Here is a 26,113-nt window from a genome sequence, read left to right as displayed (position 1 = left end):
TAAGCAGCTATTTTCAGCGCTAACTACGTTGAATTTACTTGCAATAGGCCAGCTATTGATGCGTAAGTTCGCCATGTTTTCACTGAAAATCTCTGGCTAGAGAAAAATAAATTTAAATATCATTATGATTCAATATATTAGTAAATATCTTAACCAGAGTTCAGGTTAATTATTTTTTAAAAGACGCGCTTACTTATAGTGCGTCTTTTTTGCTTTTGTCATTAATTTTTGCATCAATCAATAAATTTTCAAGCTCATCTTGCAGTTCAAAAAGCTCAGGCTCAATATTATCTAAAGTACATTCACTTTTAAGTGATGTTTCTATTGTTTCAGCTAATGATTTAAGCTTTGGCACGCCTGTGTAGCAACATGCACCATGAAATTTATGAACGATAGTGAGTACTTGCTGGCAATCTTTGTCATCAATAGCTTTAATGAGTAAATTAAGGGTCTCTGGTACGCTTAACAACAGCATATTAAGCATTTCTAACGCGAGCTCACTTTTCCCACCTGCGCGCTGTAACGCAAGAGTCCAGTCAATACGATTACTTTCAAATGGTGCAGGGCTCTGTGGAGTATTCTTTTTACTTTTATCGCGATTGATTGGTGTTTGTGGGCTGTGATCGCTAATAATCTGTCTTAACATATCTTCATCAATTGGCTTTGTTAGGTAGCCTTTAAAGCCATCTTTAAGCAGCTGTTCTTTTTCACTATGCAGTGCATGAGCTGTGACGGCAATAATAGGGGTATCTTCATTCAATGATGATTCTTGTATTAGTTTACATGCCGTGATGCCGTCCATAATCGGCATTTGAATATCCATAAAGATGACATCGTATTTATGACTTTTGCTCAAACTATAGGCCTGAGAGCCATTATGAGCTGTGTCCATTGCTTCAATTTGCTCTGCAAGTAAGGTGCAAATTAGTTTTAAGTTCGCGTCATTATCATCCACTATAAGCACTTTAAGTGGCAGTAACTGCTGCTCATTTTGTTCGATGTTATGAACAGGGTGATCAAGGCGGTAAGGCGCTGCCAGCACTTCACACAATTTGCGATGATTGAGAGGCTTACTTAAGCAGGCGTCTGCACCACTGCCAATAAATGCTTCACGCATATTATGCGAAACAGTATTTAGCATTAGATACAAGTAATCAGTAGAGTCGCGCACTGCTTTAACGTAGCTTTTTAGTCTTTGCATGTCATCAACAGACGCCATGTGTCCAATTAAGCAAACATCGTATTTAAACTCTTGATTTTTTATCGCATCTAAAAAGCTTGTTTCGTTAAAGCAAGCGGTAACGTTGGTTTGCCATTGTGTTAATAACGACAACACTGCGTGATGCGTGTGTTCGTGAGGCTCTAAATATAAAATACGCTTACCAACAAGCGATTTACTAGGCAAATCATTTGTGAATACATGATTGGGTAATCTAAATATGCTGTTGAAAGTAAAGCATGTTCCGTTACCAGGCGCTGAGTTGAGTGTTATACGCCCGCTCATTGCTTCAACAATATGCTTGGTAATAATAAGCCCTAAGCCTGTTCCACCAAACTTACGCGTTATGCTTGAATCGGCTTGACCAAATGGAGTGAATAGAGAATCTTGCTTATCCATTGGGATGCCTACGCCGGTATCGGTAACGGCGACTAATACCGATGCGCGTTCTTCATCGAGTAATCGGTAACTTATATCGACTTTAATTGAGCCCTTTTCGGTGAATTTTATGGCATTACTTAAGAGGTTAATGAGTATTTGTTTAAAGCGAGTAGGGTCGCCAGTTAAATCATCAGGCACTTGTGAGTTTATATAGATTGATAACTCAAGCTGCTTATCGTGAGCACTTGGTGCTAGCAACGTCATTACTTCGTTAACAGCATCTCGTAATTGAAACTGAATTGACTCAAGTTCCATTGCGCCGGCTTCTAATTTAGAAAAGTCTAAAATATCGCTAATAATGGTCATTAGACTATTGGCTGAAAGCATAATTGTATCGAGGTAATCTTTTTGATGCTTATTAAGTGGCGTCTTATAAAGTTGGCGAGTAAAGCCCATTACCCCATTTAAGGGGGTGCGCAATTCGTGGCTCATTTTGGCTAGAAAATCAGATTTAACACGGTTAGCATCTTGCGCTTCTTTTTTTGCCATTGTGAGCTCAATATTTTGAGTCTCGTATTGTTCTAGTGTTTCACGGTAGTCACTGGTTGCTTGATCTATGTTTTTTTGCATTTCATCTTTTTGCATCACCATAGTATGGGCAATAGTATTTAAACCTTCTCGAAGTAATTCAAACTCGCCAATCATACTCTCGTTTAGGCCGGTACTTCTTTTTCCTTCAACAAGCTTGTCGGTTGCGAGTACTAACTTATTAAGCGGCGTCATAAACATACGGCTTAATCTAAATGCTAAAATAGCGGCAAATATCAAAGATAAAATAATGACAATACCGCTCACTAGTAATGCTTGCTGTTGCCCTATTACAGCTTGGTCTTTATTTAGCTGTAAAATAACCGTTCCTAACGGAGAGTGAAATGCAGATGGATCCCATTTTGAGTCATGGGTGGAGTGGTTAATAATTGGAGTGAAAAAAGTAACTAATTTTTCTGAAACTTGTATTTGAGTTGTATTTAAATTTTGCATCACTTTTTGATTAATCAACTTATCAAAAGAGCGATGATAGTTGCTGGTCATTATTAATTGGTTATTATTATCAAAAATAGCTATGGATTTTACCGTTGGCGAATGTTTATTGTGCGTATAGCTAATTAAGCGACTGAGCAGTTGTTTGTTTTTTTCAAATAAGGGTTGCTCTAGCGCAATTGCAAGAGGCTCAGAAATAGTGGCGCCTTGCTGATATAAAATTTCATCAAGCTCAATGTAACGATTTATTGTAAAATAACCACCAAGCAATAATCCAATGATCACCGTCGGGATCAGGGTCAGTGTTAAAACAGAATCGCGTAAGCCTAATTTAGTCATAATGGGAACGTTTATCATTATTAGTATGTTTCGAGTATATACGTTTCAACACCTATTCTCAAAGCCTCTGCTATAGCAGTACATTTATTGTTTTAACCTATAACCATTTTAAGGTAATGCCAAATGGCACAAATTTTTAAAGCAAAAAAAAAGCCACTACAACAAAAGTCAGTAGTGCTTGATATTACTGCAATGGATCATCAAGGACGTGGTATCGCAAAATACAATAACAAAGTGTGTTTTGTAAGCGGTGCATTACCAAGTGAACAAGTAAAAGCAACGCTTGTTGATGATAAAGCACGTTATAGTAGTGCAATTACACACAAGGTTATTAAAGCAAGTGGTGCACGAGTAGCGCCTTTTTGTGAACACTATACTCATTGCGGCGGATGCCAATTACAGCATTTAGAGGCAAGCCAACAGGTTGCTGAAAAACAAACTGCGGTTAATCAGTTATTTGAAAAGTTCGCAAAACAAAAAAACTTAAACTGGCAAACCCCGTTATTAAGTAAATCAACACACTATAGGCGCAGTGCACGTATTGCTGTGATGTTTGATAAAGCAGCTAAAAAAATGCGTGTGGGCTACAGAGCAAGCGGCTCAAAAAATATTGTAAGTATTAATCAATGTGCCGTGTTAAGTGAAGCATTCGCAGATATATTTACACTTTTTGATGATTTAATTAATCAACATAAGCCGCTGCACAGTATAAGCCACCTGCAATTGTGCGAAAGTGATGACCATAGCTTTGTTATTATTCGTCATACAAAAGTGATTTCTGATGAGTTTAAAGCATTAGTAGAGCAGGCAGCTTCGCATTATAAGTATGACATTGTATGGCAAGGCGAGAGTGATGTAATTGAGCATTCGCATTTAGCAATGCCGTTTTACTATCTTGAAGAATTTAATCTTAAGTTTGAATTCGGTTTAGATAATTTTATCCAAGTAAATGCACAAGTTAACCAAGCTATGCTGAAGCAATCAGTAGATTGGCTTAATTTAAATGGCGATGAAAATATCTTGGATTTATTTTGCGGTATTGGCAACTTTTCGCTCGTGCTAGCAAAACAAGCAAAAACAGTAACAGGTGTAGAAGGGGTTACTTCAGCGGTTGCAATGGCGGCGCAAAATGCGCAAACTAACTCTATTGCAAATGCGCAGTTTCATTGTTTTGATTTAACGCAGAAAATTCAAAATGCGCTGTGGTTTAGTAAAGATTTAGATGTACTCGTATTAGATCCATCTCGTACTGGTGCAATGGCTGTATTGGAGCAGCTACCTTTAAAGCAGTTTAAAACAATTTTATACGTCTCTTGCGACCCTGTTACTTTAGCCCGTGACAGCGCTATTATATCGCAAGCAGGTTTTGATCTTAATAAAATAGGGCTAATGAATATGTTTCCTCATACAGGGCATATTGAAACTATGGCGTTATTTCAACGGAGGTAAAGCGCATTATGGTAGCTACACGTCAATCGCATCAACAAGATGAAACGGGGGATTTTGCCACTCGTCTAAAAGAACTCGGATTGTCTGCTGAAAAAGCTGAATTACTTAATCAGGCGCAAGCACTGTGTGTAAACTGCAATAACGAAAAGCAACAAAATACAGCCATTGAAATGGTTGAAATTTTGGCTGAGCTAAACCTTGATGCCGAATCGTTAGCGACTGCGTATTTAACACCGTATTTTTTAAATGAGGTTGTGTCGCTCGACACCGTTGAAGAGTTGCTAGGTAATAACGTGGCAATACTTTTAACAGGTGTTGCGCAAATGGCCACAATTAGTACCTTATCGCATCAAGGTAAAGGGTCAGTTCAAGTCGATAATATTCGAAAAATGCTGTTAACCATGGTTGAGGATGTACGTGCGGTGGTTATTAAATTGGCTGAGCAGGTATGTCATTTACGCAACGTAAAAGATGCCGATGAAGAAGATCGTGTTATTGCTGCCAAAGAAACCGCTGATATTTTTGCCCCATTAGCAAATAGATTAGGAATAGGGCAACTAAAATGGGAGCTTGAAGATTTATCGTTCAGATACTTACGCCCAGATATATACAAAAGTATAGCTAAACAACTCGATGATAAACGTTTAGCGCGTGAAGCTTATATGGAAGATATGGTGGAGCAAGTTAAAAGCCGTTTGAGTGAGGCGGGTATTGAAGCTGAAGTTTATGGCCGGCCCAAGCATATCTACAGTATTTATAAAAAAATGACGCAAAAAAATTACGAGTTTGATCAATTATTTGATATTCGCGCTATGCGAATTGTGGTTGAACGCTTGCAAGATTGCTACGGTGCGCTGGGTATTGTGCACACTAATTGGCGTCATCTTAATAAAGAGTTTGATGATTACGTTGCTACGCCCAAACAAAATGGCTATCAATCTATTCATACCGTGGTATTTGGCCCTGAAGGTAAAACGGTAGAAATACAAATTCGCACTCAAGACATGCATCAAGATGCAGAGCTAGGTGTTGCAGCGCATTGGATATATAAAGAAGGTGCACTGCCTGGACGTGGCTCCGGTTATGAGCAAAAAATAAGCTGGCTGCGTAAACTACTGCAATGGCAAGAAGAAGTCGTTGATGGTGGCGATTTAGCTGAAGAGCTTAAAAATCAAGTAGTCGAAGACCGCGTGTACATATTTACCCCAAGCGGCGATATTATCGATTTACCCCTTGGCGCAACACCGCTTGATTTTGCTTACTATATTCATTCGAACGTTGGTCATCGTTGTATTGGTGCTAAAGTGTTTGGCAAAATAGTGCCATTTACGCATCAGCTTACAACTGGGGATCAAGTAGAAATACTTACCCAAAAGCAACCTAATCCTAGTCGTGATTGGTTAAATCCTTCATTAGGTTACATCAAATCGTCGCGTGCTAGAGCTAAAATACATCACTGGTTTAAACAACTCGATCGGGATAAAAACCTCAGTGCGGGTAAAGATATTCTTGATAACGAGCTGCAAAAGCTGGGTTTAAATTATAAAGACTTAGCACCCGCGATTAAGCGTTTTAATTTTAAAGAGCTTGATGACTTAATGGTTGCCATTGGCGCGGGCGATGTGCGTCTAAATCAAATGCTTAACTTTGTTACCGATCGTACAGAAGACGAGCCGGTAATACGTTTTAAAAATCCGACTAAAGTAAGCGGCGATAAAAATGGCATTGTAGTGGATGGCGTTGGTAGCTTAATGAGTCACGTGGCTAAGTGTTGTCGTCCAGTACCTGGTGATGCAATTATTGGTTATATTACTCAAGGACGTGGTATTGGCGTACATAAAGATGATTGCGATTCGTTTAATAACTTAAAAGAGCAGCATCCTGAGCGTGTGCTTTCTGTTAGTTGGTCTGATGATATAAACGGCTCGTACGCATTGAGTATTAAAATAGAAGCCACCGACCGTTCTGGGTTAATACGCGATATAAGCTCAGTGTTAGCAAATGAAAAAGTAAACGTACTTAATATGAATGTAAACACGGTAACAGATAATCAATTAGCAATTTTTACTATGCAAATAGAAGTGCATGATTTATCGGGGACCAACCGTGTTCTTTCGAAATTGCATCAAATAGAAGGTGTTCATGACGCCAAGCGTGGTCATTAAACATGAATGATAATGCAGCGCTTACGCAACTTCTTAGCATAATGAAAACACTGCGAGATCCTAAAAACGGTTGCCCGTGGGATCTCAAGCAAGATTTTAAATCTATTGTGCCGCATACATTAGAAGAAGCTTATGAAGTGGCTGACTGTATTGAGTCAGGCAACTTAGGTGAGCTTAAGGGTGAATTGGGTGACTTGTTATTTCAAATCGTGTTTTATGCTCAATTAGCCCAAGAACAAAACTTATTTGATTTTAACGATGTAATTGAGCAACTAAACACTAAACTTACTCGTCGTCACCCGCATGTATTTGGTGATAAAAAAGAGCTAACAGACGAGCAATTATCACGGCAGTGGCAAGTAATAAAAGCACAAGAACGCAGTGCTAGAGCACAAACAAAATCCCCTTCTTTTTGGCAAGATATTCCAGCTAATATGCCGAGTTTAAGTAAAGCTAACAAAATCCAACAACGTGTGGCTTCTCTTGGTTTTGATTGGCCAACGTATCATGGTGCGCTTGATAAAGTGAGCGAAGAAGTACTTGAGGTAAAAGAAGCGATTGAGCAAGACCCGTTATCTGATCACACAGCGGAAGAGCTCGGCGACTTACTTTTTGCCACTGTTAATGTTGTACGCCATGTTAAACGAGACCCCGAACAACTGCTTCGTAGCGCTAATGATAAGTTTTCAGCGCGTTTTGAAAAGGTAAATGCTTATTTGCACGTGCAAGGCAAAAGTTTAGATACAGCCACCTTTGAAGAAATGGATCGGGCATGGGATGCGATTAAAAAATTGTAATAAAATTATGCACATTTTTTGTGCGCACATTTACTATTTTTAGCTGGATTGATAAGCTGTGTTTTGGTACAATTTCGCCCCGTCTTGATGATATCCCCTTAGGCTCTTCTTTGGGTGTTATATTCCTTTTAATTCCTGATATTCTAGGGTTCACATGAGTACAAAATTTATCTTCGTTACTGGCGGAGTTGTTTCTTCGTTGGGTAAAGGTATTGCCGCAGCTTCACTGGCCGCTATTTTAGAAGCCCGTGGTTTAAATGTTACTATTTTAAAGCTGGATCCTTACATCAACGTTGACCCAGGCACAATGAGCCCAATTCAACACGGTGAAGTTTACGTTACAGAAGACGGCGCAGAAACTGACCTTGATTTAGGTCACTATGAACGTTTTATTCGCACCAAAATGACTAGTCGTAATAACTTCACACAAGGCCGTGTATATGAAGACGTATTACGTCGCGAGCGCCGAGGTGAATACCTAGGTGCAACTATTCAGGTTATTCCACATATCACTAACGATATTAAGCAACGTGTTTACGACGGTGCTGAAGGTTATGATATTGCTATTGTCGAAATTGGCGGCACTGTAGGTGATATAGAATCACAACCGTTTATTGAAGCAATTCGTCAGATGGGAACTGAAATTGGCCGTGAACGCGCGCTATTTATTCACTTAACGTTAGTGCCATTTTTAGGCCCTGCGGGCGAAGTGAAAACAAAACCAACTCAGCACTCTGTAAAAGAATTACGCTCAGTCGGTATTCAACCAGATATTCTTATTTGTCGTTCAGATCGTAAATTGCCAAATAATGAACGTGCAAAAATCTCATTATTTACAAACGTAGAAGAAAAAGCGGTTATTTCATTACCAGATGTAGACAGCATTTATAAAATTCCAGCGCTTTTAAAATCGCAAGAGCTAGATAACTTTGTATGTCGTCGTTTCCACCTAGATCCACCAGAGGCTGATTTAGCAGAGTGGGAACAAGTACTTTATCAAGAGTCTAACCCAACAGGTGAAGTGACTATTGGTATGGTCGGTAAATACATTGAATTACCAGATGCATATAAATCGGTTAATGAAGCATTAAAGCATGCAGGTCTTAAAAACCGTTTAACAATTAATATTGAATATGTAGATTCACAAGATCTTGAAAGTAAAGGTGTTGAGTTACTATCGCATTTAGATGCTATTTTAGTACCAGGCGGCTTTGGTGGTCGTGGTGTTGAAGGTAAAATATTAGCGGCTAAATATGCCCGTGAGAACAAAGTGCCTTACTTAGGTATTTGTTTAGGAATGCAAGTTGCGCTAATTGAATACGCACGAAATGTTGCGGGCCTTGGCGATGCTAACTCAACAGAGTTTAATGCAAAATCAGCAGCACCGGTAGTGGGTCTAATTACGGAGTGGTTAGATGCAGAAGGCAACGTTGAAACACGTAGCGAAAAATCTGACTTAGGTGGCACTATGCGTTTAGGCGCACAAAAATGTCACTTAACACCTGGCTCTAAAGTGCATGAAGTATACGGTAGTGACGAAATTGTTGAGCGCCATCGCCACCGCTACGAAGTTAACAATAACTTTGTAGAGCAATTAGAAAAAGCAGGTTTAAGCTTTACTGGTTTATCGGAAGATAAAAAACTGGTAGAAATTATCGAGAATAAAGATCACCCTTGGTTTATTGCCGCGCAATTCCACCCGGAATTTACGTCAACACCACGTGATGGTCACCCGCTATTTGAAGGGTTTGTAGCCGCAGCTCATATCCATCAAAAAGCGAATTCGTAATTTAAAAGAGGCCGTGCATATTGCACGGCCTTTTTTGTTTCTAAGGCTAGCCAAACTCAGGTTAGCCGCACTCACCATTTTGGGAATATAGAGGAATCAAGATGTCAGAAATCGTAAAAGTAATTGGTCGCGAAATTATGGACTCGCGTGGTAACCCAACTGTTGAAGCTGATGTATATTTAGCTGATGGTTCATGGGGCCGTGCTGCAGCACCCTCTGGTGCGTCTACAGGTACTCGCGAAGCATTAGAGTTACGTGATGGTGATAAAACTCGTTATTTAGGTAAAGGCGTATTAAAAGCAGTTGGTTATATTAACAAAGAAATTGCTGACGCTTTAGCTGGTCAAAATGCATTAGAGCAAAGCACTGTTGATAAAGTGATGCTGGATTTAGATGGTACTGAAAATAAAGAAAAATTAGGTGCCAATGCAATCTTAGCTGTATCACTTGCGACAGCTAAAGCCGCTGCACAATCTAAAAAAGTTGAGCTTTACGAACACATTGCTGATTTAAACGGTACACCCGGTGTTTATTCAATGCCACTGCCAATGATGAATATCATCAATGGTGGTGAACACGCAGATAACTCGGTAGATATTCAAGAGTTCATGGTTCAGCCAGTTGGTGCTAAAAACTTTCGTGAAGCACTACGCATGGGCGCTGAAATATTCCATAGCCTTGCAAAAGTACTTAAAGCAGAAGGTCACTCAACATCTGTGGGTGATGAAGGCGGTTTTGCACCAAATCTAGCATCTAACGAAGCTGCACTTGCTGCAATTAAAGTGGCAGTTGCAAATGCAGGCTACGAGCTAGGTAAAGACATTACACTTGCATTAGATTGTGCTGCATCTGAGTTTTACGACAAAGAAGCAAATATCTACGACCTTAAAGGTGAAGGTAAAAAGTTCACTTCTGAAGAATTTAACTTCTTCTTAAAAGATCTAACTGAGCAGTACCCAATCGTATCTATTGAAGATGGTCTTGATGAGTCTGATTGGGATGGCTTTGCACACCAAACTAAACTAATGGGTGATAAAATCCAATTAGTTGGTGACGATTTATTTGTAACAAACACTAAGATTTTAAAACGCGGTATCGACAACGGTATTGCAAACTCAATCTTAATCAAGTTTAACCAAATCGGTTCTTTAACTGAAACGTTAGCTGCAATTAAAATGGCTAAAGACGCTGGTTTTACGGTTGTTATTTCTCATCGTTCAGGCGAGACAGAAGATTCAACCATTGCTGATTTAGCAGTGGGTACTGCAGCAGGTCAAATTAAAACGGGTTCATTGAGCCGATCTGACCGTGTTGCTAAGTACAACCAATTGCTACGTATTGAAGAGCAATTAGGTGATAAAGCACCGTACAACGGTTTAAAAGAAGTTAAAGGTCAGTAATTCTATTTTATATAGAATTTGATTTTGAGTTTAGACTGTAAAATCCTCGCATAAGCGGGGATTTTTTATGCCAGATACTTTACTCAAAAAGATGAGTACAAGTTGTAGGCGTTAAGCTTGCTGACGCGAGCACGCTGTTTTTTAATTTAAGGTTATAAAATTCTCGCAAATGTAGAAATCTTTTTACGCCTACAGCTTTTACTCAAAAAGATGAGTACAAGTTGTAGGCGTTAAGCTTGCTAACGCGCGCACGCAGTGCGAAAAGAGGGTACCCACAAAAATGGCTCAACAATTAATATTTTATAACACACTTAAAGCTGAAACTGCTGCTTTAAAATATCACCAGTAAAGCTCGTTTTTAAATAAAACCCACGGGGTAGGGTTTTAATTATTTGCCCATTAGGACCAATGGCATCGGTTACTATTTTACTATGGGCAGCTTTTGGGCGAATTTGCATTGCATCACCTAAATGACCTGATATTTCATCAACTCTACCCAGTGCAATAAGCTCCATTTGCTCTTCCCAGTCACGCTGTAATAAAGCGTCTTGTTCTGGTGTGGGTTGCCATAAAAAGCCACTGCCAATTGTTCTATCAAATGGTGCTATATCGCGCTCACTTAAAATGGGTAACCATAAAACATGGTTTAGCTTTTTACGCACACTGCTAGCATGCCATGTCATTCCTGTAACATTCACTAATGGTGTGACCGATACAAATGTTGTTTCTAGCGGTTTTCCTTTGTATGAAATTGGCAGTGTTTTTAGCTCAATACCTAAATCTTCAAAATCAGGAAGGGGTTTAGAGCCTGCTGTCGCGCCTAAAACATATTCTATTAGTTGACCCGTCCAGCCTTTTTCTCGTAATAAATCATCCGGTGTTTTGAAATTATATTCATTCGCTAATTGGCCAAGCGTAAGCCCTGCAATATTATTAACCCGCTTTATTAGATCATTAATTGAATGTGGTTTTGTTGGTCGCATATTACTAATTTAGGTTGAATAAATACCATTGCCATGATAGCAAATCAGCTAAGCCGTGGATATCTTTGCGTTTGTGTGTTTTTTGTACATGGTGTCGGTGGTGCAATTTTACACACGATAAAAAGTGCTCTAATTAACTTAAGTGACTGAACTGCTTTGTAATTTTGTGTTTTGCTATTCATCTGTAATTAAGTCTGAATAGAGTTATAGGGATAAATACAGATGTATGAACAAGTTTATCCACAGAATCTGTGGAGAAAGTCGTTTTTTAGATCCTATATTGTGGATTTGTTTGCAAAATGAGCGTGTTTTACAAAAGTTATGCACAAGCTGTGGGTAAGCAGAGTAAAACTCGTAATAGTATTTGCCGTATTGCGGGTTATGTGGAACAATCATAAAAAATCGACTTACAAATGAGGCACTAAGGTGATTGATGCCGAAGGTTTTCGTGCCAATGTCGGAATTGTAATTTGCAATAATCAGGGACAGGTCTTTTGGGCTAGACGTTATGGACAGCATTCTTGGCAATTTCCCCAAGGTGGTGTGGATGACGGCGAAACGCCAGAACAAACCATGTACCGTGAATTACACGAAGAAGTAGGGTTGCGACCAGAAGATGTAGAAATAGTCGCAAGCTCAAAACATTGGTTACGCTATAAATTACCCAAACGATTAATCCGCCGAGACTCAAGTCCGGTGTGTATTGGGCAAAAACAAAAATGGTTTTTATTAAAATTACGTTGTGAAGACGAAGATGTAAATTTACTTAAAACTCATCATCCTGAGTTTGATGATTGGCGCTGGGTCAGTTATTGGTACCCTGTAAGGCAGGTTGTATCGTTTAAACGGGATGTTTATCGACGCGTAATGAAAGAGTTTGCTCCTTTTGCGATGCCTTTTAATAAGCGAGAACAACATAAAGATCATTGGCGAAATAAAAGGTAGTTAACTAACAATAGAGGAGCAGAATATGCTGGCTACACTCAGAGCTATTGTTGAGTCTGTTTCGCGACAAGCGAATTTAGACAGTGCTTTAGTGTGCTTTGTGCAAATGGTGAAAGATGCCATGAAAACCCAGTGCTGCTCTATTTATTTTGCTGATTACAGTCAAGATAACTTTATACTTATGGCTACCGAAGGGTTAAACCCTGATGCGGTTGGTAAGTTTAGAATAGGTTTTACAGAAGGTTTAGTGGGCCTCGTTGCACAGCGTGAAGAGCCAATTAATATCGCATTTGCTAAATCTCATCCACGATTTAAGCTCTCCCCAGAAGTGAATGAAGAAGGTTATAATGCTTTTTTATCTGTGCCAGTAGTGCATCAAAAAAAAGTATTAGGCGTTATTGTCGTTCAACAAAAAGTCGCTCGTGTATTTAGTCAAGACGAAGAATCGTTTTTAATTACACTTTCAGCGCAACTTGCTTCACAGTTAGCTCACGCAGAAATAAAAGAAGTACTACGTCAAGAAGAGTCATCTCATCAAACATCCGTTTTAAAAGGCGTATCAAGCGCACCAGGTATAGGAATTGGACAAGCATTTGTACTACTTCCCAAGCTTGATTTTAAATCGATTGAACTGCAAAAAAATAGCGATGTAGTAGAGCAACAGCGTTTATTTACGCAAGCAGTGGCTGCTACGCGCAAAGAGTTTAATACCCTATCAATGACGTTAAGTGACTCTATTCCACAAGAAGCACTCGCGGTATTTGATGTTTACCAACAACTGCTTGATGCTAAAAGTTTAGGCCATAACGTAGAAATACAATTACAACAAGGCTGGTGTGCTAAGAGCGCATTAAAAATTGTAATAGAGCGTTTAATATCGCAATTTAACGCTATGCAAGACCCGTATATAAAAGAACGTGCTGTTGATGTTAAAGATATTGGTTTGCGAGTACTACATCATCTTGTAAACACAGAGCGTGCAGTAAAAGATTACCCATCAAATACAATACTTATCGCCAGTACGGTAACGCCTGCAATGCTGGCTGAAGTGCCTAAAGGATGTTTATCGGGGGTTGTCAGTGTTAGTGGCTCGGTCAATAGCCATGCGTCTATTTTAACGCGTGCAATGGGGATCCCTGCCATTTGGGGAATAGAAGATTTACCTTTGTTGCAGTTTAATGGCAAAACGATGATTTTAGATGCGTTTGCTGGGCGTTTATATATATCGCCTTCGCAAATGCTGGTTGATGAATATACGCGGTTGCAATATCAAGACAGCTTGCTTAATAACCGTTTTTTAAAAGAGCAATACTCAGAAGCGGTGACACTTGATGGTAAGCATATTAGTTTACGTTTAAACGCGGGGCTTGAGCTTAATACAGAGCAAAGCAGCGTTGATGTTTGTGATGGAGTTGGGCTTTACCGTACTGAAGCATGGTTTATGCAAAAGGGGCAGTTTCCTTCGCAACTAGAGCAAGAAAACTGGTATCGAGAAGTCCTAACAAGCTATTACCCAAAACCAGTGGTTATGCGCACGTTAGACATAGGTGGCGATAAAGTACTCGATTACTTTAATTTTACCGAAGAAAACCCGTTTTTAGGTTGGCGCGGTATTCGTATAAGCCTAGATCATCCCGAGCTATTTTTAGATCAACTCAAGGCCATGCTTAAAGCCAATATGGGGTTGGGTAACTTAAAAATTATGCTCCCGATGATCAGTGGCACTGAAGAAGTTGATGAATCACTTGCTTTATTTGAGCAAGCCTATTTTGAACTTAGTGAAAAATACCCAGCGCAAGTGATAGAAAAGCCCGCTGTGGGTATTATGCTTGAGGTGCCATCGAGCTTATTTATGATCCCTGAATGGTCTAAAAAAGTCGATTTTTGCTCTGTTGGCAGTAACGATTTAACACAATATTTATTAGCGGTTGATAGATCAAATGCTCGGGTTGCACAGTTATTTAATCCATATCACCCAGCAGTGCTCAGAGCGTTAAAGCAAATAGCGTCTGATTGCGAATATCATCAGATGCCATTTAGCTTATGCGGCGAGCTAGGGGGTGATCCCGAAGGCGCTATTTTACTTATTGCTATGGGATATAGGCGTTTAAGTATGAATTTATCGTCACTCAATAAAGTTAGGTGGGTGGTCAGGCGTTTAAATGCAAGTGACATGAAAACATTACTGGCAGCATGCTTAGCTCAGTCGAGTGCAAAACAGGTACTGCGCTTAACACGCAACTTTATGATCGAGCACGGGCTTGGTGATTTGTTTTACACTCCCAAATAATAACGTATGGTCAAATAACTTTAATACACGGATGCTATTGTTTATATAATCCTTTAATATACACATCTCCAAAGGGTATTTGAGATCACTATGTATGACTTAGGGTTGTTGGTCGCAAGCTGCGCACTACTAGGCTGTATTGTCGGTTTTTTAGCCGGTTTATTAGGCATTGGTGGCGGTTTAATTATTGTGCCTGTACTTAGCGCTATGCTGCTCTCATTTGATGTAACGTCAGCGGATCATGTACTTGTGATTGCTATTGCAACATCGCTTGCCTCTATTTTATTTACCTCAACTTCTTCAGCGCTGGCTCATCATAAAAATGATAATGTGCCTTGGAGCATTGCCCCGTGGGTTATGTCGGGAGTCGGTCTCGGTGCGCTTATTAGTGGTTTTGCGGCAAGTTTTATTCCAGAGCAAATATTACGTATAGTGTTTGCTGCAAGTGTCGTTTTTATTGCAACAAGAATGGTGCTCTCTACACGCAATAAACCGCTGTCAGAAAAGCCACTACCAGCGGGTCCTATTTTAGGTGCGTTTTCGGCAATCATGGGTGGCTTATCAGGATTAATCGGTATTGGCGGTGGGGCACTTATCGTTCCTATGCTTAATTACTTTTCGGTTGATATTAAAAAAGCAATTGGTTGTGCTGCTGCATGTGGAATTGTTATCGCATTTTTTGGCTCTATTGGCTACATAAGTGCAGGCTGGCAGGTTACAGATTTAGAACATGGTTTTGCTGGGTTTGTGTATCTTCCAGCATTATTTGGGATTGTAATTACATCGTGGTTTGTTGCGCCTATAGGGGCTAAAGCAACACATTACTTACCTGTAAATACAATAAAGAAAATTTTCGCGGTGCTGCTAGTGGTTATCGCAATTAGAATGATTTTTAGCTAAAGGTTTATTTTTATGGCACTTGAGTTTCCTCAAATTGATCCAATTATTTTTTCAGTTGGACCGCTAAGCGTGCGCTGGTACGGATTAATGTATTTAATAGGTTTTGCGTTTGCAATGTGGTTTGCTAACCGCCAGGCATCAAAACCAAACTCTGGTTGGACTAAAGACCAAGTCAGCGATTTACTCTTTTATGGCATGTTAGGTGTAATACTTGGCGGGCGTATTGGTTATGTGCTGTTTTATCAATTTAGTTATTTTATAGAAAACCCACTGTATCTATTTAGAATAGATCAGGGAGGAATGTCGTTTCATGGTGGAACGTTAGGCGTGATCACTGCGGTTGCTATTTTTTCGTGGACGCGTAAAAAATCACTTCTTCAAGTCGGCGATTTTGTTGCACCATTGGTCCCAGTCGGATTGTTAGCTGGGCGAATTGGTAACTTTATTAACGGTGAGCTGTGGGGGCGAGTTTCAGATGTGCCATGGGCAATGGTATTTCCAACCGGCGGTCCTCTTGCGCGTCACCCATCGCAGCTCTACGAAGCGTTTTTTGAAGGCTTAGTATTGTTTTTAATAATGCTGTGGTTTATTAAAAAGCCTCGCCCAGCAGGTAGTGTCGCGGGTGTGTTTTTACTAGGTTATGGCGTGTTTAGGTTTTGCATTGAATATTTCCGTCAGCCGGATGCGCAGTTAGGATTATTTGCCGACTTTATTTCAATGGGGCAAATACTTTCACTTCCTATGATAATAGGTGGTTTAGGCTTATTAATTTGGGCATATAAACAACCACCACAAGTAACGGCAGCTAAGGCATAACAAGAAAAACATGAAACAATATTTAAAATTATGTCAGCGCATCGTTGACGAAGGACAGTGGGTAGAAAACAAACGTACGGGCACACGTTGTTTAACCGTTATTAATGCTGATTTAGAATACGATGTTGCTAATAATCAATTTCCGATGATTACCACGCGTAAAAGCTACTATAAAGCGGCGATTGCTGAGTTATTAGGTTACTTACGTGGTTACGACAGTGCCGAGCAGTTTCGTGATATCGGTTGTAAAACATGGGATGCTAACGCAAACGATAACAAGGCATGGCTCAATAACCCTCACCGTAAAGGCGAGGATGACATGGGACGAGTGTATGGCGTACAAGGTCGTGCTTGGCAACGACCAGATGGTTCAACGCTTGACCAGCTTGCTAAAGTGATTAACAACTTAAAAAACGGTATCGATGATCGCGGTGAAATAATTTCGTTTTATAATCCCGGTGAATTTGAGCACGGTTGTTTGCGCCCGTGTATGCATACGCATACGTTTTCATTACTTGGTGATACGTTATATTTAACGTCGTATCAGCGCAGCTGTGATGTGCCACTTGGCCTAAATTTCAATCAAATTCAGTGTTTTGTATTATTAGCGCTAGTGGCTCAAATTACTGGTCATAAAGCGGGTAAGGCTTACCACAAAATTGCCAATGCACACATATACGAAAACCAACTTGAGTTAATGCGCGATGTACAGCTAACACGAGAACCGTTTGCGTCACCTCAGTTAAAAATAAATCCAAAAATTAAATCATTAGAAGATATCGAAACGTGGGTAACACGAGACGACTTTGAAGTCGTTGGTTATCAATGCCATGAAGCAATTCAATACCCATTTTCAGTATAATAAAAGATTAAGGAAAACATAATGAAAGCAGTGATCCCAGTAGCGGGCCTTGGTACTCGCATGTTACCAGCCACAAAAGCAATTCCTAAAGAAATGCTTCCTGTAGTAGATCGTCCTTTAATTCAGTACGTAGTAAACGAGGCCGTGAGTGCAGGTATTAAAGAAATAGTATTAGTAACGCATTCAAGTAAAAATTCAATCGAAAATCACTTCGATACCAGCTTTGAATTAGAGGCGACTTTAGAAAAACGTGTTAAGCGGCAACTACTTGCCGAGGTGCAAGCTATTTGCCCTAAAGACGTAACAATAATACACGTACGCCAAGGTGAAGCTAAAGGTCTTGGGCATGCAATTAGCTGCGCCGCGCCTATTATTGGTGATGAACCGTTTGTGGTTATATTACCTGATGTAATTATTGATGATGTAGAAAGTAATCTTAAAAAAGACAACCTTGCTGAAATGATTACGCGCTTTAAAGAAACCCAGCATAGCCAAATTATGGTAGAGCCTGTGCCAATGGCGCAAGTGAATCAGTTTGGTGTGGTTGATTTAGGAGATGTTGATTTACAACAAGGTGAAAGCTCACCTATTTTGAATATGGTAGAAAAGCCACCGGTTGACGAAGCACCATCAAACTTAGCTGTTGTAGGGCGTTATGTATTAAGTAAAAATATTTGGCCGTTACTGGCAAAAACTCCGCAAGGAGCGGGCGATGAAATTCAGCTAACAGATGCTATTGCAATGTTAATGGAACACGAAAAAGTAGACGCATACGCAATTAAAGGCCGTAGCCATGATTGCGGAAGCAAAATTGGCTATTTAAAGGCAACTATTGAGTTTGCCCTTCGTCGTGATGAATTTGCTGGCGAGTTGAAAACATTTATTAAAACATTGGTAAAATAATGTCTTAATTTAAAAAGCGCCAAACATGGCGCTTTTTTTATTATTAGCACATAACATTAAACATCTTATACCAATCTGCTTATATATGGGGTCTATTTAACGTTAAAAAAATTACGCTTGTTCTAAATAAAAAATTTTTAACGACGTTATAGTGCAATTTAATTCGTTAAATTGATCAAAGATTTATGCAGTTTGGTATTAGTATCTGGCTGGCTTGGCAAAACCTGACTAACGGCATTAAATTTTCAATATGGAATACTTCATGCCTCAATTTTCCTGACACCATATTTAAATGTAATTGCACGATAATACTAATCACAATGTTATTGGCACTTTTTTTGCTTTAAATTGGTACGTTTACGCTGGGTGGAAAAGCAATTGAAATTTATATTATACATATCACTTTTATTACTTTTTCTTGGTGGGTGTAGTAGCCAAACTGATGATGTTTCTGAGCTAGATAATGTCGTTCGTATGGAGCAAATAAAGCCTTATTTAGATCAATGGGATAATAATAAAAGTAAAATCAATAGACTCAGTGAGATAGAAGGTGATTTACTGATGTTGATTAAAGCACTTTCAATGCAAACTAATTTAGATACACTCCCAGATGAAATGCGCACTGAGGTTAATTTAGTGCAGCATAGCGCCGTAGAGAAAAAAACCAATACGCTGAGTAACACAGGTGTTATTGAGGAAGATATTGCGTCTATGTATGGGGTTAAATTAGGAAGTTATTTAAAGCAACAAAGCGCATCAAACACGGTTGTTAAATTAAAACAAAGTTATCCTAATATATTTAATGCATTTCAATACCGAGTACAAACAGAGTCTAATAGTAATACGCAGCTTTATAAGTTGATTGCTGGACCATTTAAAAATAAACAAGATGCATACTATTTTTGTAAAATTATTTCGCGAATTAACTTATCTTGTAAATTATCTCCGTTTGAGGGAGTAATAATTTAAGCAAAAAGTTTAGGGCCTGTTTATCTTTCGAGGTTGAATTTGCAGCAGACTGTTTGGTATTTAGGCAAGGCAGCGCCTATGTAGTGTGGTTATTCCCCATAAATAGGCGATAACGTAGCATAAATGCCAAACATGCGCTGCCCGAAGGGTTCTGCCTAGGGGGAATTTACTCTTTGTTGCTCGGTTTTTACTTAGCCCACTAGGTTACAAACCTCGCGCCGCGATTAAATTCTCCCTAGATTGAACAAATTTTAATCCTGAAAGGTCAACAGGTCCTAATTATTTACGCTTATTGATAAAATATACCGATAAATACTAAATTTATAATGATATTGGTCGATACTTAATCTAACCTGACTGTTATGGTTACGTAAGTTAACAACTAATAGGAATATCTATGAATCAATCAATTAAAATAGCCTCAATTGCTACTGCACTGTCACTAATCTCACTTAACGTGTCAGCTGAAACGGCGACTTTTAACGCGGGCGTAAAAGTACAAAATGCGTTTACTTTTACTAAAACAGCAGACTTAGACTTTGGAACGATACGCGCTACCGCTGATACAGCGGCGACAGAAACAGCCACTTTAGTTTTAGCTGCAAACCCAGCAACCGCTGCTACAACAGCATCTACTGATGCGACAGCAGCAGAAATTGCAGTATTAGCTGCAGGTTCTCCGGCTTCATTTACAGTATCAGGTGTTTCACCATTTGCTACCCTTAGCATTACCGGTACTGGTATTACAGGTGCAATTTCACCAGTAACCGCTCCTGCAGGAACGGCTGGTTTTACTTTAAGTGCACCTACGTATTATGTGCTTACAGGCGCTACACCTAACAGCGTAGCGACAACTACTATCCAAGTTGACTCAACAGGTGCTGCAACATTTAATGTAGGCGCAACGCTTACTACAGACGCTACAACGCCAGCTAGTGATTATATTGACGGTGATTATAGTGGTACATTCACATTATTATTGGATTATTAAGAAATATGCCTGCTTTAACACGCAGGCATTTTTATGATAAAGCCTATCTTACTACTAAGTGCGTTTTATAGCGTAAACGCACTTTCTCAGGTAACCGTTTTAGAGCCACTTAGCTTTGGCACAATTGTGGTTGTTGAAAACACACCAAGCAGCTCAATCACATTACTACCAAGCGGTACTAGCTCTGGAACAAATATACACATAATGCGAAATGGATACCCTGCAGAACTGCTATTTGAGGGATTTGGGGCACGCGTTCAAATAAATATTACAGACTCAGGGGTTCACCAACCGCTCACTCGAATCAATGGCGGGACAGCGTTTACACTTGATAATATAATTTATGCCAATTCAATAGTCACAAATGCCTATGGCATGGCCACTTTAAAAATAGGTGGACAACTAAGTGCTAGCGGCGATGGTCAGCTTTACTTAGATGATAATTATTCAACAACCGTTGAAATAACAATTGCCTATTAAGAGAAATAATCACAATGAAGTTATTAAAGTTTTTTATTTTAGTCGTCTATGGCTGCCAATTATTAATTAGTTTTTCGAGCCATGCAGATTTACTTATTTCCCCTACAAGGGTGTCTTTTGATGAGCGCCAAAGAGTGGCTAAAGTAATCGTAATAAATAACGGTGATGAATACAGAACTTACCGTTTGTCATGGCAAGAAAAAACCGCTAAACCAGAAGGGGGGTATATTACTCACCCTAGCGATCAAATAAGTCCTACTGCGCTTAGTAGCATGGTGCGCATGAGTCCATCACAAGTGCGATTAGCGCCAGGGGAGCGTCAAATAGTTAAACTTGCCTTACGTAAACCCAAAAACTTAGCAGATAAAGAGTACCGCTCGCATTTATTATTCCAAGCATTACCAAACGAAGATAAAAGCAAATCGACAAAAATGGGCATTAAAATCAACATGATTTTAAGTTACTCAATACCCGTTATTTTGCGCCAAGGTGCAATACAGCCTCAAGTTAGTATTGAGGCAATCGAGCTGGTAAAAAATGAGCAAAATAACGCGCTGCTTGTATCACTAGCACGAAAGGGTAACTACAGCGCTTTTGGTAAAGTAGACGCTTTTTATAAAGCAAATAATGCGAGCGAAGAGATTAAGGTATCTATGCTAAGTGATTACAGTATTTACGCTGAAGTACCTTTAGCTAAGCTAACACTCAACTTCTTTGAAAAAAATGTAATTAGTGGTGCTGGTAAATTACGGATTGTATATTCAGGCCTCCGAGAGTATCAAGGTGTAATATTTGCAGAAAAAACCGTTAATCTAAACGCTAATTCAGTGGGATTACTAAACTGATTTTATTCAAACGTTATACATTAGTTATTGGCTTAGTACTTTTTGTATTAGGCTTTGCAGCACATGCAACGCAAAATAAAAACGATGTTTTGTATAACACTCTATTTAACATTGAAAAAAAATGGGAAAAAGTAACCGAAGAGCAAATTAATGACATTGCTAAAGTAAATACAGGTTCTATTACAAGTGACTTTGAAGCGCAAAATATGGGGATCCCAGTAGGTGAACTGTTGTTTTTCTCAGCGTATTTACGCAAATATTATTTAGGCGAGTTAATTGCTATAAAAAGCGAAAATGGCGCATGGATTGAACTAAATAGCGTGTTTGAGCAGCTTAATTTTGCAATCACTGTTAATAACGAAAGTTTAACTGCAAAAGGTTGGTTTATTTCCCCTAATAATCAATTTGAGATGAACCTAAATGAGCAAAAAGTATTTGTTAATGGGGTGACTTACTCACTCAATGAGCAAGATTATTATGTTGATGCTGGCGATATATTTATTGATTATGAGCAGCTTAATGCGTGGTTTGCATTAAAGCTTAAACTTGATTTTAATTCTTTAGAGCTGTATTTAGACCCTCAAGTGAAACTACCCATTGAACAAAAGCTACAACGAGAGCAGCGAAAGTTTAATGCTAGCTTAGATCACTTAGTCCCTACCTTGCCTTGGAAAGCGAGCCCTTATCAAGCAAGTTCAAACCCCGTGGCCGATTTACAACTTAGTTACTCTGCTACCAAAAATAATACTTCCTTAAACTATTCCATTTTAGGCTCGCAAGACTTAGCTTATGTTAATGCTGAATATTACCTAGCAGGAAGAGAAGGGAACTTAATTAGCGACTCTCGTTTGTCGTTTAGTCGGCAAGACACACACGCTAGCTTACTTGGGCCTCTTGGCGCTACGAATGTGCAGTTTGGTGATGTACTTGCTACTCAAATAGGCAGTAACTTTAGCAGTAGTTATGCACGCGGTATTAAGATTAATAACAAACCGCTATACAAAAAAGTAAATAGCAATCAAATAAACCTAACGGGCGCCGTTCAAGCCGGTTGGGATGTTGAGCTTTATCGAAATAAAATATTAATAGATCAACAACTGAGCTTACCTGACGGGCGTTATTTATTCGAAAATATAGATTTACTCTTTGGTGCAAATACCTTTGAATTAATTTTTTATGGCCCGCAAGGCCAAGTAGAGCGAAAAGTTGAAGAATACTTAGTTGATGGCAATAGCTTAGAAGAAGGTGAAGGTTTTTACGAAGTCTCACTCACTCAAGAAGGTGAGCAATTACTTAACCATTCGACACCTGTTAACGCTCAGGATGGGTGGTTATTGTCGGGGCGTTATGAGCACGGGATCACTAATAATTTATCGGTTTATTCTGGGTTATCTACGCTTAGTAGCGACGATGGCGACGACGAGCATCGCTATGCGCTTGGTTCAAATTTGAGCATTTTTAATAAAGTTCTCGTTAATTTTGATTATGAGCAAAACAATAATCGCGAAGACGAACTCGAAATTGCAGTTAGAAGTGAATTAGCAGAGCAATCAGTGCGTTTTAGCATGCGTAAAGCATCACAGCTTTTAAATAAAAACCTCAAAAATGGCCCCCTCGATGACTCAAGTACTTACGAGTTATTTGTATCGGGTAATGTAATGCAAAATGAATATGGCCGTTTAAGCTATCAAAATACTGCGTCACATATCACTAACGACACACAAGACAGTGTATTAAGGTTGGGTAATATTTTAAATTACTCAATTGCAGGGTATTCATTTAATAACAGTTTACAGTGGGCCGATAACGATCGATTTTTTGGCAGTAGCTTGTTACAAAAGCGTTTTGGCCGAATTAGCACGCGTTTAGGAGTTAACTACTCTTTAGAGCCTGAGGGGGAAATTACAAGCTACGAAACCGAGTTTAGCCGCTCGCTTTCTCCCAATTTACAAGCAGAGCTAAAATTAACTCACCAGTTAGATGATAATATTAAATACGCTGAACTTGGATTAAACTGGCAGGCTAAATTGTTTAGCATTAATAGTAATTTTAATTACGACAGTGAAGATAACTGGCGTGTTGGTTTATTTGGCCGTTTTAGTTTGGGCTACGACACTGTAAATAATGATTACTTTTTAAATCGGCGTAGTTTGGTTCAGGCCGGCTCACTTATGGTGCATGTATACCTCGATAACAATAATAACGGTATATTTGACCAAGATGATGAAAATATTGAAGGCGTTAAAGTAAAAGGGCTACAAAATTATCGTACAGGCCTTAGTGATGAAAACGGTATTGCTTTGCTCTCCGGTATGCCCGCTAATTTAACTACCGATATTGTTATTGATACAGATAGCTTGCCTGATCCCTTTTATATTGCAGCCACAGAAGGATTTTCAATCACCCCACGTGCAGGCTTTGTTGAATACATGGAAATACCATTAAATAATAGCAGTGAAATAGAAGGAACGGTTTACAAGCAAACTGGCGATACCAGTGAAATTGAACCTTACGCAACCGTTAAGCTTTTAGATAAAGCGGGTAAAGAGGTTGCGCAAACTCAAGCGGCCTACGATGGCTATTATTTATTTACCGACTTACGCCCAGGGCAATATAAAGCAGTCATTGATGATGAGTTTAAAGAGCGAAAATCACTAAAAAACACACAACAGATACAGGTTGATTTATCAGCAAAAGGGGATGTGTTAGTTGGCGTTGATTTTACGTTAAAAGAAAAAGCACAAACGCAGGGCTATATTGCTAATATTGGTGACTTTTCGTCATTAGCAATACTTAAAACATACTACCAATTGATTAAAAAAAATGTATCGGGCGTTGTAAAACAGAGCCCTTTTTATGTGAAAGATACCGTTTTAAATCGCTACGTATTAGCGCTTGCTTATGATAAAACAGAGTCTGTGATGCTCAAAGATGCGTGCCTAAACATAGCCGAAAAAGGATTAAGTTGTACTGTGCAGGCGCAGCGTATTAGCCACTAATGGTATAACTTAACCTGAACTCTGGATAATAAATCTATCTCGAGCAGTTATTTTCAGTGCTAATTGCGTTGAATTTACTTGCAATAGACCCGCTATTGACGCGTAAATTCGGCTTGTTTTCACTGAAAATCACTGACTAGAGAAAATAAATTTAAATATCACCATAATTCAATATGTTAGTAAATCTCTTAACCAGAGTTCAGGTTAACTTAGAACAATTCATAGGAAATAATAACATGCTAAAAAAACAGTTAATGAGTTTGTTAGGCCTAACTTTAATAATGTTGTCGGGGTGTAGCAGTACTGCTGAGCCACAAAAAAAAGTAGCCCCACAGCTCAATAACCAAGCGGGAGTCGTTATTACTTCTGATGAGTTGGCTGAGCTTAAAGCATCAGCAAAGCAGTGGCAGCAAGCCAAAGCCGGTGTTGAGCGTTTATTGGTTATAGAGCAAGACCTAAAGCTATTAATAAAACAACTAACCTCAGTAGCACAAGAGCAGCAATCAGCAGCCGCTGCGCAAAAAAGTGAAAGTAAAATAGCGAAAAACAGCTCGCTTAATCCAGAACTAATAGCTCCACCGGCCCCCATACAGCCAACAAAAGCACAGCAAACAAAAGTGCAGCCTCTTTTCGCGCTTCAGGTTGCCTCGGTAACAGATCAAACCCGATTACCACAAAGCTTTGCTAAAATAAAAGCGACGGCATCCACTATATTTTCAGGTAAAGTCGCTGCGAATGTCGAAAGTGTCAACGTAAATGGCACCACGTTTTATCGGCTAAAGCTTGGTGCATACATAAAGCAGGAAAACGCCGCTAAAGATTGTAATAAACTAATGCAATACCAAGTCATGTGCATTGTTAGCCACTACACAGAGCAATCATTAAAAATGTAAATCGGCATAGTAATTGCTTTGTAATTGTCATGTTTTTAGAGGATGGCAACTATGCGCCTTTTACTACCCTTATTATTTGTAAACTTAACCGCATGCAGCTTAACGCCAGAGCCTGAGCCGAGTATAAGTACCGACGCGGCAAAAGCAGCGATGGCTCCTTATACCGTAAACCAATATGTGAATAACTTGAGTATTCAGCTCAGCCACATAAAAGAGCCTTATAAAAGCACTGCATTTATAGCGGTAACAAGTTTTTATTTAGCTGACGCACTGGATTCAAAACTTGCCGATGGGCAAGGCGCAGGTTTAAGCCAGCAAATTCAAGAAAGCCTTATCACGCAGTTTACGCAGCTAGGCTATAACACCATTGAATACCGACTTGAAAATAGCCTTAATTTATCCAGTAATGCCGATTCTATTTTAAGTCGAGATATTAGCCGGTTACAGCAACGTCAGAATATTGACTTTGTGATCACCGGTACATTAACACGCCAGCAGCATGCCTATATTGCTAATGCCCGCATGGTAAATGTAAAAACGGGCCACGTTGTCTCTGCCGCCACAACAGAAATTCCAATTAATGTAATGTGGGGCAATGAAAAAATACAACAACGCGGTGATTACATATACCGTAGTGAATACTAATTAGGAGCCAAT

General features: G+C 39.3%; 20 protein-coding genes. 18 read left to right on the top strand and 2 right to left on the bottom strand.

The features are described 5' to 3' along the window. Positions 1-193 precede the first annotated feature (193 nt). Positions 194-2,980 (bottom strand): two-component sensor histidine kinase BarA, encoded by a 2,787-nt coding sequence (barA, locus tag ACJJVZ_RS15605; RefSeq protein ID WP_138586626.1) that lies wholly within the window; start codon positions 2,978-2,980, stop codon positions 194-196. Between the two features lie 123 nt (positions 2,981-3,103). On the opposite strand from barA, the gene rlmD reads away from it, so the two are divergent. The 5 genes from rlmD (at position 3,104) to eno (ending at position 10,580) form a co-directional block, all read left to right on the top strand. Continuing rightward, entirely contained in the window at positions 3,104-4,429 is a 1,326-nt protein-coding gene (gene rlmD, locus ACJJVZ_RS15600; protein ID WP_405601773.1) for a 23S rRNA (uracil(1939)-C(5))-methyltransferase RlmD, read from the top strand. Between the two features lie 8 nt (positions 4,430-4,437). Further along, complete coding sequence (gene relA / locus ACJJVZ_RS15595; protein ID WP_405601771.1) at positions 4,438-6,594, top strand: GTP diphosphokinase; 2,157 nt, start codon at positions 4,438-4,440, stop codon at positions 6,592-6,594. 2 nt (positions 6,595-6,596) lie between these two features. Further along, positions 6,597-7,391, top strand: coding sequence for a nucleoside triphosphate pyrophosphohydrolase (mazG, locus tag ACJJVZ_RS15590; protein ID WP_405601770.1), 795 nt, complete (start codon positions 6,597-6,599; stop codon positions 7,389-7,391). Positions 7,392-7,545: 154 nt separating this feature from the next. Beyond that, entirely contained in the window at positions 7,546-9,180 is a 1,635-nt protein-coding gene (locus ACJJVZ_RS15585; protein WP_405601767.1) for a CTP synthase, read from the top strand. Positions 9,181-9,281: 101 nt separating this feature from the next. After that, positions 9,282-10,580: a phosphopyruvate hydratase gene (eno, locus tag ACJJVZ_RS15580; protein WP_405601765.1), complete on the top strand. Its 1,299-nt coding sequence runs from the start codon at positions 9,282-9,284 to the stop codon at positions 10,578-10,580. 311 nt (positions 10,581-10,891) lie between these two features. Here eno and mutH read toward each other — a convergent pair whose 3' ends face one another. Beyond that, positions 10,892-11,563, bottom strand: a complete 672-nt coding sequence (gene mutH / locus ACJJVZ_RS15575; protein ID WP_077537176.1) for a DNA mismatch repair endonuclease MutH — start codon at positions 11,561-11,563, stop codon at positions 10,892-10,894. 426 nt (positions 11,564-11,989) lie between these two features. On the opposite strand from mutH, the gene rppH reads away from it, so the two are divergent. The 13 genes from rppH (at position 11,990) to ACJJVZ_RS15510 (ending at position 26,101) form a co-directional block, all read left to right on the top strand. Then, the gene (gene rppH / locus ACJJVZ_RS15570; RefSeq protein ID WP_077537177.1) at positions 11,990-12,508 is read left to right on the top strand and encodes an RNA pyrophosphohydrolase; all 519 of its coding nucleotides are present in this window, start codon (positions 11,990-11,992) and stop codon (positions 12,506-12,508) included. Between the two features lie 25 nt (positions 12,509-12,533). Beyond that, positions 12,534-14,798 carry a phosphoenolpyruvate--protein phosphotransferase gene (ptsP, locus tag ACJJVZ_RS15565; protein ID WP_182702515.1) on the top strand — a complete coding sequence of 755 codons (2,265 nt, stop codon included), beginning with the start codon at positions 12,534-12,536 and terminating at the stop codon, positions 14,796-14,798. A gap of 90 nt (positions 14,799-14,888) precedes the next feature. Next, complete coding sequence (locus tag ACJJVZ_RS15560; protein WP_193156079.1) at positions 14,889-15,698, top strand: sulfite exporter TauE/SafE family protein; 810 nt, start codon at positions 14,889-14,891, stop codon at positions 15,696-15,698. A 12-nt stretch (positions 15,699-15,710) separates the two neighbouring features. Beyond that, a complete protein-coding gene (gene lgt, locus ACJJVZ_RS15555; RefSeq protein ID WP_193156078.1) occupies positions 15,711-16,514 on the top strand; it encodes a prolipoprotein diacylglyceryl transferase in 804 nt (267 codons plus the stop codon). Positions 16,515-16,524: 10 nt separating this feature from the next. Then, positions 16,525-17,376 carry a thymidylate synthase gene (locus tag ACJJVZ_RS15550; RefSeq protein WP_405601762.1) on the top strand — a complete coding sequence of 284 codons (852 nt, stop codon included), beginning with the start codon at positions 16,525-16,527 and terminating at the stop codon, positions 17,374-17,376. A 21-nt stretch (positions 17,377-17,397) separates the two neighbouring features. Beyond that, entirely contained in the window at positions 17,398-18,279 is an 882-nt protein-coding gene (galU, locus tag ACJJVZ_RS15545; protein ID WP_077537182.1) for a UTP--glucose-1-phosphate uridylyltransferase GalU, read from the top strand. A 378-nt stretch (positions 18,280-18,657) separates the two neighbouring features. Next, positions 18,658-19,248 (top strand): SPOR domain-containing protein, encoded by a 591-nt coding sequence (locus ACJJVZ_RS15540; RefSeq protein ID WP_405601760.1) that lies wholly within the window; start codon positions 18,658-18,660, stop codon positions 19,246-19,248. Between the two features lie 397 nt (positions 19,249-19,645). After that, complete coding sequence (locus ACJJVZ_RS15535) at positions 19,646-20,239, top strand: DUF4402 domain-containing protein (protein ID WP_182702509.1); 594 nt, start codon at positions 19,646-19,648, stop codon at positions 20,237-20,239. 33 nt (positions 20,240-20,272) lie between these two features. Further along, a complete protein-coding gene (locus tag ACJJVZ_RS15530; protein ID WP_077537185.1) occupies positions 20,273-20,719 on the top strand; it encodes a DUF4402 domain-containing protein in 447 nt (148 codons plus the stop codon). 14 nt (positions 20,720-20,733) lie between these two features. Further along, positions 20,734-21,564 carry a molecular chaperone gene (locus tag ACJJVZ_RS15525; protein ID WP_193156073.1) on the top strand — a complete coding sequence of 277 codons (831 nt, stop codon included), beginning with the start codon at positions 20,734-20,736 and terminating at the stop codon, positions 21,562-21,564. 89 nt (positions 21,565-21,653) lie between these two features. Next, positions 21,654-24,563: a hypothetical protein gene (locus tag ACJJVZ_RS15520; RefSeq protein WP_405601757.1), complete on the top strand. Its 2,910-nt coding sequence runs from the start codon at positions 21,654-21,656 to the stop codon at positions 24,561-24,563. Between the two features lie 236 nt (positions 24,564-24,799). After that, a complete protein-coding gene (locus tag ACJJVZ_RS15515; RefSeq protein ID WP_405601755.1) occupies positions 24,800-25,456 on the top strand; it encodes an SPOR domain-containing protein in 657 nt (218 codons plus the stop codon). A 51-nt stretch (positions 25,457-25,507) separates the two neighbouring features. Continuing rightward, on the top strand, positions 25,508-26,101 hold the full coding sequence (locus ACJJVZ_RS15510) for a FlgO family outer membrane protein (RefSeq protein WP_193156070.1): 594 nt from the start codon (positions 25,508-25,510) through the stop codon (positions 26,099-26,101). Positions 26,102-26,113 lie beyond the last annotated feature (12 nt).

This window comes from Pseudoalteromonas sp. Ld19 (assembly GCF_045064135.1).
Lineage (GTDB): Bacteria > Pseudomonadota > Gammaproteobacteria > Enterobacterales > Alteromonadaceae > Pseudoalteromonas > Pseudoalteromonas aliena.
Note: the sequence above shows the minus strand (reverse complement) of the source record. Positions and strands in the feature narration are given on the sequence as shown.

What these genes read in the sequence shown, in the direction of transcription:
- barA (WP_138586626.1), bottom strand. Translation starts at nt 2,980, where the DNA reads ATGACTAAATTAGGCTTACGCGATTCTGTTTTAACACTGACCCTGATC.
- rlmD (WP_405601773.1), top strand. Translation starts at nt 3,104, where the DNA reads ATGGCACAAATTTTTAAAGCAAAAAAAAAGCCACTACAACAAAAGTCA.
- relA (WP_405601771.1), top strand. Translation starts at nt 4,438, where the DNA reads ATGGTAGCTACACGTCAATCGCATCAACAAGATGAAACGGGGGATTTT.
- mazG (WP_405601770.1), top strand. Translation starts at nt 6,597, where the DNA reads ATGAATGATAATGCAGCGCTTACGCAACTTCTTAGCATAATGAAAACA.
- ACJJVZ_RS15585 (WP_405601767.1), top strand. Translation starts at nt 7,546, where the DNA reads ATGAGTACAAAATTTATCTTCGTTACTGGCGGAGTTGTTTCTTCGTTG.
- eno (WP_405601765.1), top strand. Translation starts at nt 9,282, where the DNA reads ATGTCAGAAATCGTAAAAGTAATTGGTCGCGAAATTATGGACTCGCGT.
- mutH (WP_077537176.1), bottom strand. Translation starts at nt 11,563, where the DNA reads ATGCGACCAACAAAACCACATTCAATTAATGATCTAATAAAGCGGGTT.
- ptsP (WP_182702515.1), top strand. Translation starts at nt 12,534, where the DNA reads ATGCTGGCTACACTCAGAGCTATTGTTGAGTCTGTTTCGCGACAAGCG.
- ACJJVZ_RS15560 (WP_193156079.1), top strand. Translation starts at nt 14,889, where the DNA reads ATGTATGACTTAGGGTTGTTGGTCGCAAGCTGCGCACTACTAGGCTGT.
- lgt (WP_193156078.1), top strand. Translation starts at nt 15,711, where the DNA reads ATGGCACTTGAGTTTCCTCAAATTGATCCAATTATTTTTTCAGTTGGA.
- ACJJVZ_RS15550 (WP_405601762.1), top strand. Translation starts at nt 16,525, where the DNA reads ATGAAACAATATTTAAAATTATGTCAGCGCATCGTTGACGAAGGACAG.
- galU (WP_077537182.1), top strand. Translation starts at nt 17,398, where the DNA reads ATGAAAGCAGTGATCCCAGTAGCGGGCCTTGGTACTCGCATGTTACCA.
- ACJJVZ_RS15535 (WP_182702509.1), top strand. Translation starts at nt 19,646, where the DNA reads ATGAATCAATCAATTAAAATAGCCTCAATTGCTACTGCACTGTCACTA.
- ACJJVZ_RS15530 (WP_077537185.1), top strand. Translation starts at nt 20,273, where the DNA reads ATGATAAAGCCTATCTTACTACTAAGTGCGTTTTATAGCGTAAACGCA.
- ACJJVZ_RS15525 (WP_193156073.1), top strand. Translation starts at nt 20,734, where the DNA reads ATGAAGTTATTAAAGTTTTTTATTTTAGTCGTCTATGGCTGCCAATTA.
- ACJJVZ_RS15515 (WP_405601755.1), top strand. Translation starts at nt 24,800, where the DNA reads ATGCTAAAAAAACAGTTAATGAGTTTGTTAGGCCTAACTTTAATAATG.
- ACJJVZ_RS15510 (WP_193156070.1), top strand. Translation starts at nt 25,508, where the DNA reads ATGCGCCTTTTACTACCCTTATTATTTGTAAACTTAACCGCATGCAGC.